10 protein-coding genes are annotated in these 13,867 nt (G+C 70.8%); 6 read left to right on the forward strand and 4 right to left on the reverse strand.

Annotation, left to right across the window (positions count from 1 at the left end; genetic code table 11):
• The first annotated feature begins 59 nt into the window (after positions 1-59).
• Positions 60-3,230: an HNH endonuclease signature motif containing protein gene (locus GCG21_RS06490; RefSeq protein ID WP_152818433.1), complete on the forward strand. Its 3,171-nt coding sequence runs from the start codon at positions 60-62 to the stop codon at positions 3,228-3,230.
• Positions 3,231-3,329: 99 nt separating this feature from the next.
• Here the strand turns inward: GCG21_RS06490 and GCG21_RS06495 are convergent, their stop codons facing one another.
• Both GCG21_RS06495 and GCG21_RS06500 read right to left on the reverse strand, forming a co-directional pair.
• Positions 3,330-4,427, reverse strand: coding sequence for a TIGR03557 family F420-dependent LLM class oxidoreductase (locus GCG21_RS06495; RefSeq protein ID WP_370517346.1), 1,098 nt, complete (start codon positions 4,425-4,427; stop codon positions 3,330-3,332).
• A complete protein-coding gene (locus GCG21_RS06500; RefSeq protein ID WP_152818434.1) occupies positions 4,424-5,773 on the reverse strand; it encodes a 6-phospho-beta-glucosidase in 1,350 nt (449 codons plus the stop codon). The genes GCG21_RS06495 and GCG21_RS06500 overlap by 4 nt, the downstream gene beginning before the upstream one ends.
• Positions 5,774-5,836: 63 nt before the next feature.
• Between GCG21_RS06500 and GCG21_RS06505 the strand changes: the two genes are divergently transcribed.
• From GCG21_RS06505 to GCG21_RS06525, 5 genes are all read left to right on the forward strand, one after another.
• Positions 5,837-6,934 carry a PfkB family carbohydrate kinase gene (locus GCG21_RS06505; protein WP_152818435.1) on the forward strand — a complete coding sequence of 366 codons (1,098 nt, stop codon included), beginning with the start codon at positions 5,837-5,839 and terminating at the stop codon, positions 6,932-6,934.
• A gap of 96 nt (positions 6,935-7,030) precedes the next feature.
• Positions 7,031-8,392, forward strand: coding sequence for an extracellular solute-binding protein (locus GCG21_RS06510; RefSeq protein ID WP_152818436.1), 1,362 nt, complete (start codon positions 7,031-7,033; stop codon positions 8,390-8,392).
• A gap of 33 nt (positions 8,393-8,425) precedes the next feature.
• On the forward strand, positions 8,426-9,292 hold the full coding sequence (locus GCG21_RS06515) for a carbohydrate ABC transporter permease (RefSeq protein WP_152818437.1): 867 nt from the start codon (positions 8,426-8,428) through the stop codon (positions 9,290-9,292).
• Positions 9,293-9,299: 7 nt separating this feature from the next.
• Positions 9,300-10,100: a carbohydrate ABC transporter permease gene (locus tag GCG21_RS06520; RefSeq protein ID WP_153878408.1), complete on the forward strand. Its 801-nt coding sequence runs from the start codon at positions 9,300-9,302 to the stop codon at positions 10,098-10,100.
• The gene (locus GCG21_RS06525; RefSeq protein WP_370517347.1) at positions 10,093-10,911 is read left to right on the forward strand and encodes a polyphenol oxidase family protein; all 819 of its coding nucleotides are present in this window, start codon (positions 10,093-10,095) and stop codon (positions 10,909-10,911) included. Before GCG21_RS06520 ends, GCG21_RS06525 begins: the two co-directional genes overlap by 8 nt.
• A gap of 3 nt (positions 10,912-10,914) precedes the next feature.
• On the opposite strand, the gene GCG21_RS06530 is transcribed toward GCG21_RS06525, so the two are convergent.
• Both GCG21_RS06530 and GCG21_RS06535 read right to left on the reverse strand, forming a co-directional pair.
• Positions 10,915-13,143 (reverse strand): hypothetical protein, encoded by a 2,229-nt coding sequence (locus tag GCG21_RS06530; RefSeq protein ID WP_152818438.1) that lies wholly within the window; start codon positions 13,141-13,143, stop codon positions 10,915-10,917.
• A partial coding sequence (locus GCG21_RS06535; protein ID WP_152818439.1) for an ABC transporter ATP-binding protein occupies positions 13,100-13,867 on the reverse strand: 768 nt, incomplete at its 5' end. The genes GCG21_RS06535 and GCG21_RS06530, both read right to left, overlap by 44 nt.

Here is a 13,867-nt window from a genome sequence, read left to right on the forward strand (position 1 = left end):
GGTGTCCTTGTGCGGTTGGGGTCGGGGGAATGTCGGTGGTCGCTGAGACCATGATTGGTATGGAACTTCAGCAGCTGGTGGGCGAGGTGGGCGAGGTGGGCGATGATGCCGGCCTGGTCGCTCGGCTGCGTCAGGTCCGCGAGGGGGTGGATCGGTTGAAGGTGGAGCAGCTCGCGTTGGCGGCGACGTGGGTGCAGTGGCATCCGTTCGTGATCGCCGATGACTATGACGGCGATGAGGACCTGGCCGGTGCGCCGCGGCTCGTGGCCGAACGCGCTCGTGCCCGCAACGCGATCTGGGAGCAGGAGGGCCACGTGGTCACCCCGGCCACAACCGGCTCCGGCACCGGCGGTGACGCCACCGCCGCGTGTGCCGATCCCGCGCCCTCGGCCCGTGGCACGCTTGCAGGTGCTTCCTCCTCTCCCGCGGCCGGCGAGCCGGCCACCTCCGGGGCCGGGGTCTCGGGGTTCGTGGCCTCGGGTGGTGAGCACGGGGCCGATCTGGGGGTCGATCCGGGCACGGGGGTGCGGGGGTTGTGGACGGTGGAGGAGTTCTCGATCTCGACATTCGCGACCGCGGCCGGGATGGGTCTGGGCGCGGCCGAGCGGCTGCTGCTGGAGGCCGAACAGTTGCGGGTGCGGCTACCGCGCCTGTTCGCCCGGACCATGGCCGGGCGGACGCGGGTGTGGCGGGCCCGGACCCTCGCCCGGGCGACCCTGTTCCTCTCGGAGGAGGCATGTGGCTACGTCGATGCCCAGCTCGACCTCGTGCCCTTGAACTTCGGGCAGGCCCAGCTCGATGGCCTGATCAAGCGGGCCCTGATCGAGCACATGCCCGAGGAGTACGAAGACCTGGAGGAACGCTTCGCCGCGCCACCGGCACGAGACGTCGTGTTCAAGCACGCACGCAACGGGACCGGGGACACGAGCGTGCAGGCCGTCCTGCCCGTCGTGGAGGGCCGCATCCTCGAAGACGTCATCGACCACCTCGCCGCCACCCTCACCGCCCAGGGCTGGAAGCTGACCGCAGGCGAGCTGCGCTCCTACGCGATGGGCGACCTCGCCCGGCTCCGCTACGACGGCCAACACCCCCTCACCCCACCCGAGACCCCGAACAGTGGGTCGAACAGTGGACCGAACAGTGGGCCGAACCGTGGGTCGACCGGTGCCCAGCTGCCCGACAGACCACCCGACGGGCCGAACGATGGGCCGGCAGGGCCGAGTTGGTGTGGGGATCCGAACTGCACCGGCAACCGCCACGACGACGCCCCGGCCGGCACATCGGCCGCATCGAGTGCTCTGAGCGCCACGCTCGAGGCCGGGCCGGCCGGTCCGGAAGGCCCGGTGACCACGGGCGTCCCGGTGACTACGGGTGGGGCGGGTGTGCCGCGTGGCAAGATCTTGATGTACCTGCACGTCCAGGCCCGTGACCTGTTCCCCTTCGGCATCCCGAACACCGGCCCACCACCACCGGGAGCACCCAGCGGCACCGGCGGTGCCGGAGCTGCGGGAGCCAATCACGGCGATGACGCCGCCGGCAGACCCGCCACGCGCGCATCCGGGCCGCCGATCGAGCCGCCGCCTGGGCTGACCGGGCCGACTGGGCTGACTGGGTCGACTGGGTCGTCGTTGGGGATGGATCCCGGCCGGTTGCGGCGGACGCCGGTGCGTATCGAGGCCCGCGGCATCCCAGCCGGCACGTTCATCAGCGCCGCCGAACTCGCCCCGATGTTCTACCGGCCATCCGCGCTCACCCCGCACGGACGCCCCTGCACCGGGTACTGCCTCACCCGGCCCACCGGCCCGCCCACAGGCCCGCCCGATGGCCCGCCCGCGGGCTCGATCCTCGACCGGCGCAGGCACCGATCTGACAGCAGCCGCTCTGGCGGCATTGAGGGGACAGCCCTGCCCGGAACCTGCGGGACCGACAGCACAGGTGTGTCCACCGCTCCCGGATCCGTCGAGGTCGCCGCCGAGGCCGGCGAGACCGTCCTGCCCGGAATGGGCGGGACCCACAGCACAGGTGTGTCCACCGCTCCCGGAACCACCGAGGTCGCCGCCGAGGCCGGCGAGACCGTCCGGCTCGGAACCGACGGGACCGGCGGGACCGACAGCACAGGTGTGTCCACCGCTCCCGGAACCACCGTAGTCGCCGCCGGGGCCGGCGAGACCGTCCTGCCCGGAACCGACGGGACCGGCGGGACCGGCGAGACCGTCCTGCTCGGGGCATCGGTCGACCGCCCCGGCTCCGGTGCTGCCGGTGCTACGGGCGCTGACGGTGCTACGGGTGCTACGGGCGCTTCGGGTGCGGCCGGTAGCGGGTTGGCGTGTTTCGCGCCGGAGATCATCGTTCGTCCGGTCCTGGACCTGGACGAGCCACTCGCCACGGACTGCTACACCCCCTCCGAGCGGCTGCGTGAACAACTCGTCCTGGCCGAGGATCGATGCGCCTTCCCCTGGTGTGCCCGCACCGCCCGCGCCTGCGACCTGGACCATATCCAGGCCTGGCACACCACCCGGCCCCGAACCGGCCCGAACGCCGGCGCCGAGGTCGCCACCGGCGGGGCGACCTGCCCGTGCAACCTCGCCCCGCTGTGCCGCGCACACCACCGGCTCAAGACCCACGCCCGCGCCGACGCCGCGTCCCGCGGCCGACACGCGGCCTGGACCTACGTCAAACTCGATACCGGCACCTACCTGTGGACCGGCCCCCACGGCCTCCGGCTCCTACGCACCCCGTGGGGCACCTACGACACCCAGAACACCGGCATCCACGAACCAGACGAGCCGGGTCAGACGAGCAAGACGAGCGACCACCGGGACCCGAACGGACCGAACGACCCGACCGGCGCGACCGGCGCGAACGGTCCGACCGGCGTGGGCGGCTCGAACGGCTCGACCGGTCCGACCGGCGTGGGCGGCTCGAACGGACCGACCGACCCGACCGGCGTGGGCGGCGCGACCGGTCCGACCGGCGTGGGCGGCTCGAACGGACCGACCGATACAACCGGCACGCCCGGCGTGAGCGAACGGTCGGCGAGCGGGTCGATGTCCCCGCAGCGGGAACGGGCGAACCGGGCCCACTGGTCCGAGGCCACCCTCGAGAACCGGGACATCCTCGAGGCCTGCAACCACGACATCATCAAGAGAGCCGACCAGGCCCGCGCCGCCAGGCGCCGGGCAGAAGACGCCGCCGCCGACGACTGCCGACCCGACGAACCACCCTTCTGACCACGCCACCCTTCTGACCACGCCGGCCGTCGGCCCGACCGGGTGACCGGGTGACCGGGGTAGCAGCCGTGGGGCGATGCTCCTCGCCGACAAGCCTTCTCAGTAACGCAGGCCCGGCATGATCTGTTCGCCGAGCACGTCGAGCCAGCGGTCCTGATCCGCCCCCACCTCGTGCAGATACACGTGGGTGAAGCCGATGTCGAGGTAGCGCTGGATATACGCCTGGTGCTCGAGCGGATCAGCCGAGATGTGCACGAAGTCGCCGAAGTCCTCGGCGCGCACGAGCCGGGCGAGCTGGGCGAAGTCGAACGGCGAGCGCAGATCGGCCTTCGGGAACCTCATCGCCCCGTTCGGCCAGCGCGCCAAGGCCTGCTCCTCCGCCTCGCGGCGATCCGGGGCCCACGACAGATGCAGCCGCACGACCGTCGTCGCGGCCGCCGGATCGCGGCCGGCCTCCCGCGCCCCGAGCCGGAACCGGTCGAGCAGGCCGGCGAGCCGTTCGGGCGGGCCCCCGAGGGTGATGAATCCATCGGCGCTGCGGCCGGCGCGGCGCGCGGTCACGGGACCGGCCGCGGCGATGAGCACCGGCGGGCGCTCATCGGGCACGCTCCACAGCCGCACCGGTTCGAGGCGGACATGCGGGCCGTCGTGGCTCGTATCCTTCCCCCCGGCCGAGTTCGTGAAGAGCCGGCCGATCACGTCGGCGGATTCGAACAGCCGGGCGATTCGCTCCGCCGGGCGCGGCCAGTACTCCCCCGTGATCGCATCGTTCAGGGCCTCCCCGGCGCTCAGCCCGAGCCAGTGCCGCCCCGGGAAGAGGTCGGCCATCGTGGCCGCGTGCTGGGCGACCACGGCCGGATGCCACCGGTACGAGGGCGTGAACACGGCGCCGAGCGCCCCGCTCGTATGCTCGGCCGCCGCCGCGAGCACCGGCCACAGCGCCCCCGCCTCCCCCTGCGCCGGCGTCCACGGCTGGAAGACGTCGGCGAGCATGACCCCGCCGAGACCGACCTCGTGCGAGCGGCGGATGAGGCGCACCGCCTCACGCGGCCCGACCTGCTCGAGCATCGGCGCATAGCCGAGCACCCGGCCGCCCGCGCGAGTCAGGGGCACGGCGCCCTCGCCGGCCTGCGCGACCCGGCCGGACGTCGTCCCCACTCTCGCCCGGGCCGGCCCGGCGCGTCGGCCGGCGCTCACGGGTTCGTGAGCACCCGGGCGATGAGCGGCTGGGCGGCGATGTAGTCGTCCACGAGACCGCGGGCCACGGCGACCGAGTCGACGAGCGGATGGCTGCCGAACGCACGCCACGCCAGCGAGCGCGAGCCGGTTCGGGCCGCCTCGATGAGCAGCCGGTCGGCGCCCTTGACCGCGGTGACCAGGCCGAGCTCGTCGAGGCCGAGTCGGGCGGCCGGCAGGATGGGATGGACCCCGGCCGCATCCACTCGGCAGGGCATCTCGACCACGGCGTCGTCGGGAAGATCCGGGATCGCGCCCTCACCGGGCACGTCGAGGATCATCGCGTTCCGCTCACCGGCGAGCAGTGCCGCCATGAGATCGATCGCGACCTCGTGATAGCCGCCGCCCTGGTCGGCCTCCTCGCGCTCCTCGTCGGCGCCGCGGGCCTCGGCCATATACGTCGCCTCGCGCTCGTCGAGCGTCGTCTGCCACAGCTTGTGGGCGATGCCCGGATGCTCGGCGACCTGCGAGTAGAAGCCGCTCTGCTGGACGTCGAGGAACTCCCCCCGGGTCGCTGCGGCTCCGCTGACGGAGGCGGTGACCTCGCGCGCGAAGTAGTAGTAGTACAGGTACTCGTTCGGCAGCGCGCCGAGGGTCTGCACCCACTCGAGGCCCAGCAGGCGTGCCTCCTCGATGCGCTCGAGCAGCCCGGCATCGGCGAGGAGCGCGGGCAGGCGATCGACGCCGTCCACGATCAGATGCTTGAGCCACCCGAGGTGATTGAGCCCGAGGTAGCCGACGTCGACCCCCGACCAGTCGCCCAGGTCGAGGTCGAGCACGCGGGCGACCCGGCGCACGAGCCCGATCGGGGTGTCGCAGATGCCGACGACGCGCGCATGGTGGGCGCGCATCGCCTCGGTGATCATGCCGGCCGGATTGGTGAAGTTGATGACCCACGCATCCGGGGCGTGGGTGGCGATGAGCCGTGCGAGGCGCTCCATCACCGGCACGGTGCGCAGCGCGTAGGCGAGCCCGCCCGCCCCGATCGTCTCCTGGCCGAGCAGGCCGCGGCCGAGGGCGACGCGTTCGTCGAGCACACGCCCCGCGGTACCGCCCACGCGGATGGCCGCGAAGACGACGTCCGCTCCCGTGATCGCCTCGACCTCGCTCGCGGCCAGGCGCACCGCGGGCGCCCCGGGATGATCGCCGCGGTAGTCCTCGAGCACCCGGCCCATGGCCGCGAGGCGGGCCGGATCGCTGTCGTGCAGCGTGACCTCGGTGATCGGGACGCGGTGCCGGGCGGCCGTCACGGCCGAATACACCAGCGGCACGCGGAACCCGCCGCCGCCGAGGATCGTCAGACGCATGGGGCCACGGTACCGCGTCGCACCCGCGCGCCGCCCGGTCGATCTGGCAGGCTGGTCGTCACCATGACCGAACCCTTCGACGTGCTCCTCTCGGGCACCGTCTTCTTCGACATCGTCTTCACCGGCTTCCCCCATCCCCCGGCGCCCGGCACCGAGGTGTGGACCTCCGGCATGGGCTCCTCCCCCGGCGGGATCGCCAACCTCGCGGTGGCCACGGCGCGCCTCGGCCTCACCACCGGTCTCGTGACCGGATTCTCCACCGACCTGTACGGGGACTGGATGTGGGAGACCCTCTCCCGGCAGGAGGGCATCGACCTGAGCCACTCGTGCCGGTACGCGGACTGGCATACGCCGGTGACGGTCAGCCTGGCGATCGACGACGACCGCTCGATGGTGACCCACGGCCACCCCACCCCGGAGTGCGTCGGGGACCGGATGGGCGACCCCCCGCCCGCCCGGGCCGTGTTCGTGGACATGGGCGACCCGATCATGCGGGATGCGCCCTGGTGGCGCACCGCGGCCGACCGCGGGTCCCTCGTGTTCGCCGACGCCGGCTGGGATCCGGCCCAGGAATGGGACCGGGCACTGCTCGACGGGCTCGCCGGCGTGCACGCGTTCACCCCGAACGCGGAGGAGGCGATGGGCTACACGCGCACCGGATCGGCGCGTGCGGCGCTGCACGCGTTGACCGAGCACGTGCCGCTCGCGGTCGTGACCGACGGGGCGCGCGGGGTCATCGCGATCGACTCCTCGACCGGGGAGGAGGCCCGGGCCGAGGCCCTGCTGGTCAACGCCGTGGATCCGACGGGCGCCGGGGACGTGTTCGCCGCCGCCCTGGCCGCCGGTACCGTGCGCGGCTGGCCGCTCGAGCAACGCCTGCGGTTCGGGGTGCTGTGCTCGGCGCTGGCGGTGCAGCAGTTCGGCGGGAGCCTCTCGGCGCCCGGCTGGGGCGACGTGGCCGACTGGTGGCACAGCGTGCAGGCGCAGGCGGCCGCCGGGATCCCCGGGGTCGATCACACGAGGGCCGAGTACGGGTTCCTGGCGGACTGCCTCCCCGGTGAGGCGCTGCGCGCAGTGCGCCGGGCGGAGGCGACGATCGCCGCATTCTCCGACGCCGACCTCCATCATCACCCGCTCCCGCCACGGGTCATCCGCGACTGAGCGACCGCCGCCCCACCGCGGGCAGGCCCGCGCCGATCCGTGCCACACTTGAAGCATCAATCACGTCTGCGTGGGCAGAGGACAAGGATGGTCGAGATGGCGTCTTCGAGATGGATCGGAATCGGCGGCATCGCCGCGGCGGCCCTGGCGCTGGCGGCCTGCGCGCCGGGCGCGGGCGACGCGACCGGCTCGGGTGAGCAGGAGACCCCGACCGAGGTCTCCACCGACCTCGCCTCCCTCGGCGAGATCACCCTGACCGTGTGGGACCAGGAGGTCCGCGGCGGGCAGGACGAGCAGATGACCCGGCTCAACGAGGCCTTCCAGGACGCCTACCCGAACATCACGATCGAGCGGAACTCCCAGAGCTTCGACGACCTCGAGACCACCCTGCGCGGCGCGCTCACCGGCAACGACGCCCCGGACGTCGTGCAGGCGAACAACTCCCGCTCCGTCATGGGCGCCTTCGTGGGCGCGGGACTGCTGCGCGGCCTCGACGACTACGCCGACGCCTACGGCTGGACCGACCGGTATGCGCCGTCGGTGCTGGCGATGAGCTCCTACTCCGACGACGGCACGACCTTCGGCGAGGGCCACGTGTACGGCCTGCCGCAGACGGGTGAGGTCGTCGGGGTGTTCTACTCCAAGTCGGCGCTGGCCGACGCCGGCCTCGACCTGGCCACGGTGACCGGGTCGTGGGAGGACTTCACCGACTCCCTCGCCACGATCAAGGACTCCGGGGCCACGCCGCTCGAACTCGGCAACCTCGACGGCTGGCCGGCGGTGCACGTCTTCGGGCCGATCCAGGGCCAGTTCGCCGACCCGCAGGAGATCGCCACCCTGGCGATGGGCAACACTGGCGGCACGTGGCTCACCGACGCCAACGAGGAGGCCGCCGCCACCCTGCAGGGGTGGGTCGAGGACGGCTACTTCAACGACGGCCCCAACGGCACGGACTACGACGCGGCCTGGGCGGACTTCTCGAAGGGGAGCGCCGCCTACCTCATCGCCGGGTCCTGGCTCGCGGCCGACCTCGAGGCCGCGATGGGCGACGACGTCGGCTTCTTCGCCCCGCCCGCCCCGGCCGGGCGTGATCTCGCCACGACCGGCGCCACCGGCCTGCCGTTCGCGATCACCGCGAACGGCCCGCACGCCGACGCCGCGGCCGGCTACCTCGACTTCATCACGAGCCCGGACGCCATGACGATCCTCGCCGAGACCGGCAACATGCCCGTGAACGACACCGCCGCCCTCGCCCCAGCCACGGGAGTGAACAAGGACGTCTTCGCCGCGTTCGGCGAGGTGACCACGACCGGGCACCTGCTCCCCTACCTCGACTGGGCCACCCCGACGATGGCCGACACGATCGGCGCCGCCCTGCAGGACCTCATCGGCGAGCAGTCGACCCCCGGGGAGTTCCTCGACACGCTCGAGGCCGACTACGCGGCCTTCGTCGGCTGAACCCGGTCCCCGACAGCGAGGCCCCGCGCGACCATGCGCCACCCCCGACACCTTCCCTACCTGTACCTGGCCCCGGGCCTGGTTATCTTCGCCGCGTTCGTGCTCTACCCGCTGGCGCGCTCGGCCCAGTTCTCGCTGTACGCATGGGACGGCCTGGGGGCCTCCACCTGGGTCGGCCTGGCGAACTACGCCGACCTGCTCGGCGATCCGGTGCTGCGCGCGGCCTTCGGGCACGCGTTCGTGCTCATCGGCTTCTTCTCGCTCGTGCCGCTCGCGCTCGGCCTCGCGCTCGCCGCGATCCTCACCCGCGGGCGGGTGCGCGGCCTGGGCGCGTTCCGCACGATCGTGTTCCTGCCGCAGATCATCGCGATGGTCGTCGTGGCGGTCGCCTGGCGCCAGATCTACGCACCCGACGGCACCCTGAACACCGCCCTGCGCGCGATCGGCCTCGACAACCTCGCGATCCCCTGGCTCGGGGACTACACGTGGACCCTGCCCGCGGTCGGCGTCGTGGGCACGTGGGTCCAGCTCGGGCTCGTCACGGTGCTGCTCATGGCCGGCATGGCGAAGCTCCCGAAGGAGATGTACGAGGCGGCCCGCATCGACGGCGCCGGCCCCGTGCGCGAGTTCTTCGCCATGACCGCCCCGAACGTGCGCGCCGAGATGGCCGTGGCCCTGACCCTGACGATCATCGCGGCGCTCAAGACCTTCGACCTCGTCTACGTGACCACCGGCGGCGGGCCCGGGAACTCGACCACGGTGCCCGCCTACGAGGTGTACACGCGCGCCTTCCGGGAGGGCGCCGTCGGCTCGGCCGCCGCGATCGCCGTCACGCTGGCGATCCTCATCTTCGGCATCAACCTCATCGTGAACAAGCTCGTCGACCGGCCCGCCGGGTGAGGCCGCGGTGATCGTCTCCCGGCCCGAGCGGGTCATGAACTACGTCGTGCTCCTCGTGTTCGCGGCCTTCGCCCTCGCCCCGATCCTCGTGATCCTCACGACCGCGCTCGCCCCGAGCACCACCTCGCCGGGCGGCCTGGCCACGTTCGCGAGCGCCTGGACGCAGGGCCGGTTCGGGCATTACCTGAGCGTCTCGGCGCTCGTCGCCGTCGTCGTGGTGACCACGGCGACCCTGTGCTCGATCCTCGCCGGCTACGCGCTGGGCACGATGACCTTCCGCGGCTCGGGGATCGTGTTCTCGCTGTTCCTGCTCGGGCTCATGATCCCGACCGAGGCGATCGTCGTGCCGCTGTTCTACGACCTGCGCGGCCTCGGCCTGACGAACACGCTCTGGGCGGTCGCGTTCCCCCAGATCGCCCAGTCGATCGCCTTCGGCGCGTACTGGATGCGCGCCTATTTCCGGGCCGCGCCCCGGGCGCTCATCGAGGCGGCGACCCTCGACGGCGCCTCCCCGCGCCGCGTGCTCTGGTCGATCCTCGTGCCGATCGGGCGCCCGGCCGTGACCACGCTCGTGCTGCTGACGTTCATGTGGACCTGGAACGAGTTCCTCATCCCGCTGGTCATGAGCCCCAACGGCGCGTTCCGCACCGCCCCGCTCGCGCTCGCGCTGTTCAAGGGGCAGCACGTCGAGGCCACGGGACTGCTCGCTGCGGGCGCGGTGCTCGTGGCCCTGCCCGTGGTCGTCCTCTACCTGTTCCTCCAGCGGCATTTCATCCGCGGCATGATCGAGGGGGCGGTCCGTGAATAACGAGCGTATGGACGGCGCCCGCTCGCCCCGGCGCGGCGTCGTCGCCGTCGATCTGGGGCCGGGTGTGCGCGCGTTCTTCACCACCCGGGCCGGGGGTGCCTCCGGCGCCGGGTTCGCCGGGCTCAACCTCGGCCACCACGTGGGCGACGACCCGGCGGCCGTGCGCGCGAACCGGGCCCTCGTCGATGCGTGGGCCGGGGCGCCGGTGGCCTACGCGGACCAGGTGCACGGGGTGCGCGTGCTCGACCCGGCCCGCCTCCCCCACGCGGACTCCCGCCACATGCCGATCTCGCCGGGGTCATCGCGGCCGGCGGGCTCGAATGCGGCACCGCCGACCGGGGACGCCTGGTGCACCGCCTCGACCACGCCGGTGGCGATCATGGTCGCCGACTGCACGCCGCTGCTGCTCGCGGATCCCGAGGCGGGTGTCGTGGCCGCCGCGCACTGCGGCCGGGCGGGCCTGGCCGCCGGCGTCGTCCCGGCGACACTCGCGGCGATGATCCGCGCGGGCGCCGCACCGGATCGCGTCCGGGCCGCGATCGGCCCGGGGATCTGCGGCGAGTGCTACGAGGTGCCGGCGAGCCTGCGCGCCGAGGTGAGCGGCGTCGTCCCCACGACCGGTTCGACCACGAGTTGGGGCACGCCGGCGATCGACATCCCGGCGGGGATTCGCGCGCAGCTGGCGGCCGCGGGCGTGCGCGACGTGACCGACACCGGCCTGTGCACGCTCACCGACGAGCGGTTCTTCTCCTACCGCCGCGCCGCCGGCACCCCGACGGGCCGCTTCGCCGGGGTGATCGGACGGCTGTAGGCCCTATTCGTCGGGTGCCCCGAGGGTCAGGTGCCGGTTGACCCGAACGGTACCGATGCTCACAATCGCCCACGCAATCAGCCCTGAGGTGAACGCAAGGAATGCGACCCAGCTCACGAACTCGAGCGCAAAGCTGAGTTCTCCACTGTCGATTGCCGACATGGGCACCGAGAACACGAAGCCGAGCACTCCGCTGATCACTACAGCCACACTGGTCGGAAGTATTACCCGCACGCCTATCGCATCCCAGACGAACGAGCTTGTGGGTGAGAGCACTTGCACCGGCCCGAGTGCCCGCTGAGTCCGGAGCAGTTCGTTGCCATAATTGGCCCAGAGGGCACCGAAGAGTACGATCAGCCCGGCAAGCGACATGAGGCGAAGCCAATCACCGTGATCGGCTTGCACCGTGGCGCCCACAAGCCACCCCTCACCGAGAAACTTGGCCTCTGGCGGGGGCACGATCCCGGTTCGGGCCAAATCCACATTCAGCTCAAGTAGATCAATCGGGCCCTGGTCGCCCCGTCCGAACACGAGTGTGCTGCCCGTGAGCTCCTCAACCGGCGCCCGCTCGACATGGAGAGTGAAGTTCGGCATTAGCGCGAGAGCGCTGAGCCACTCGTAGGTTGCCTGGGTACCTGAGCCAGTTCGCAGCGTGTCCGAGTGCACGGTGCCCGGAGTCAGCCCGAACGTCTCCAGAGACTCTTCGGTGCCCGCCAAATGCATCACCGAGTCCGCTCCATCGAAGTTCCGCTCGAGAGCGAGCACGGAGTAGTCGGGGACGAGCGCGGGGACAATCGTGTCGGTGTCGCCTCGTTCGGGGTCGATCGCCGCAGTGGCCACGCGATCACCCACCGCATCCTGCACACGGAGGGCCTGTGCCTGCTCCGCGCCGTACAGGCTGATCCAATTGTTGACGAGACAGACGACGAGCACGCCGACCGCAGTCACCGCCGCGAACCTAGTCGCTGGACGGGGCCTGCTCAGAACCTGCGCAGCCCCGATGAGCGGGCCCAGCCTGCCCGCGGTCCAGGACCGTCGCCGTATTCGGCGTGCCGCCCACGCCAACCAACTCGACACCGCGGCCGGCAGGAACGCGATCGAGAGTGTGCAGCCGATCACGAAGACGGGTAGAAGAAGGTGAGAATTGTCCGGGTTTCTATAGAGTAGGTTCGTGGTGATGATCGTGACAAGTGCGAGAGAGGGCGCCGCAAGAAATCCGATTGTTGTCCCGCCGATGGAGAGACGGTTCGTCCGCCTCAACTCTCGTTGAGAGCGGCCACCGAGCAGGATCACGCCGACACTCACCAAGGCACCGAGCACGATGAGCACGGCACTCTCAGGGAGGACGTCGCGAACGTCGATGGCCATGACGGTGAATCCGACGATCGGGAGCCTGACATCTGTGAACCAGAAGATGCTCGCCACCACCAGCGCGGATGCGGCTCCCCAAGCCAGCGGCCACAGCGACTCGCCAAGGGCGGCGACGCGAATATCTCTCCGACTCACGCCCACCTTCTCCAAGATCGCGGCTCGTCGACCGCGCGCTCCTGCCCCGAGCCGAGCGCACGTGAGAAGGAAGGCGAGGGCAGGAATGACAGTGAGAGGCACCTGCGCAGCAAGAAACGACGCCACCGGTTGGTCGTAAAGGACGCGCCCCTCCTGCCCGAAACCGGCTCCGAATCCGAGGATAGGGTGCGCGTTGGGCTCGGTCAGTGCACCATCCGGTGGCCGCACGTACATGAGCAGCTCTCCCGGATCAGTTAGTCCGGCGGGCGCAATTATTCCCACGATCGCCCCGAAGCGCTCGGCGAGCCGATCCGATTCGGCGTGCCCCCTCATCGCTGGGGAGACGACGATCTGTCCGGGGTCGGGCCACACCGCGAGCCCAGGTGGAAGTGGTGCATCCCGCACGAGCGGTTCGACGAAGCTCACGGTCGCCGGTTCATGGCCCCGCACCGTGATGTGTTCCTTCTCCCACAACAGCGTCGGCTCGTTCTGAGAGATACCTGGCGCAAGCAGTCTTACACCACGATCCTCAGCCCGTTGATCCCGCCCGGCATACGAGGCAAGCGTCACCGCGACCAGAAAGAAGGCGAGTATTACCGCGGCGATGGCCGCCCCGAGGAACCATCTACGCAGGCGGCCGTATCGGGACCGTCGCCCAATCGTGCGGCCGAGGCGGAGCGCCTCAGCTGTTCTCATCACAACCCCGCTCTGTGAGGCGACCGTCATGGAGGTCCAGAATTCTGTCGGCGTGGCTGGCCACTTCGCCGTCGTGAGTCACGATCAGGAGCGCAGACCCCTCAGACTTTGCCGAAGCGAAGAGTGTCCCGCATACCGAATCCCTCGTCGCCATGTCGAGCGAACCTGTGGGCTCATCTGCGAGTATGAGGGCAGGCGAGTTGACGAGCGCTCGGGCCAAGGCGGTCCGCTGCCGTTCTCCTCCGGACAGTTCCCCGGTCGCGACATCGACTGTGGGAATGCCAAGCCGCATCATCAAGTCACGGGCACGCTCGACGGCGGGCCCTCGCGCGATCCCGGCAGCAAGACCAGCCACAGCAACGTTCTCGAGAGGTGTGAGTTCCTCGAGAAGCTCCCCGTGCTGAAAGACGACCCCCAATGAAATCGAGCGGATTCGTGTGAGTTGGCGCCGCGAGCCGCCTACAAGCTCCGACCCAAGAATTTTGATACTCCCATGCGGTTCAATTGATCCCAATACACAATTGAGCAAGGTTGTCTTACCGCTTCCGGATGCGCCCATGATGGCCACCGATTCACTCTCGAATACGGTGAACGAGACATCATCAAGGAGTCGACGAGCGGAAATGGGGCTCTTCACAGTTGAGGGTGTAGAGGTCGTGGGCGCGTCGCTCGTCGGATAGGGGTCGAGGTCCTCCGATGATGGGGGTTCTGACACTGCCCACCGGGAAGACCTCGACGTGCCTGACGCTACCTT

It is taken from the genome of Pseudactinotalea sp. HY160 (assembly GCF_009372055.1).
In the GTDB taxonomy this organism is placed as follows: domain Bacteria; phylum Actinomycetota; class Actinomycetes; order Actinomycetales; family Beutenbergiaceae; genus HY158.

Coding starts and splice junctions, on each gene's coding strand:
- GCG21_RS06510 (WP_152818436.1), top strand. CDS start 7,031: ATGGCGTCTTCGAGATGGATCGGAATCGGCGGCATCGCCGCGGCGGCC.
- GCG21_RS06530 (WP_152818438.1), bottom strand. CDS start 13,143: ATGACGGTCGCCTCACAGAGCGGGGTTGTGATGAGAACAGCTGAGGCG.
- GCG21_RS06515 (WP_152818437.1), top strand. CDS start 8,426: ATGCGCCACCCCCGACACCTTCCCTACCTGTACCTGGCCCCGGGCCTG.
- GCG21_RS06490 (WP_152818433.1), top strand. CDS start 60: ATGGAACTTCAGCAGCTGGTGGGCGAGGTGGGCGAGGTGGGCGATGAT.
- GCG21_RS06500 (WP_152818434.1), bottom strand. CDS start 5,773: ATGCGTCTGACGATCCTCGGCGGCGGCGGGTTCCGCGTGCCGCTGGTG.
- GCG21_RS06505 (WP_152818435.1), top strand. CDS start 5,837: ATGACCGAACCCTTCGACGTGCTCCTCTCGGGCACCGTCTTCTTCGAC.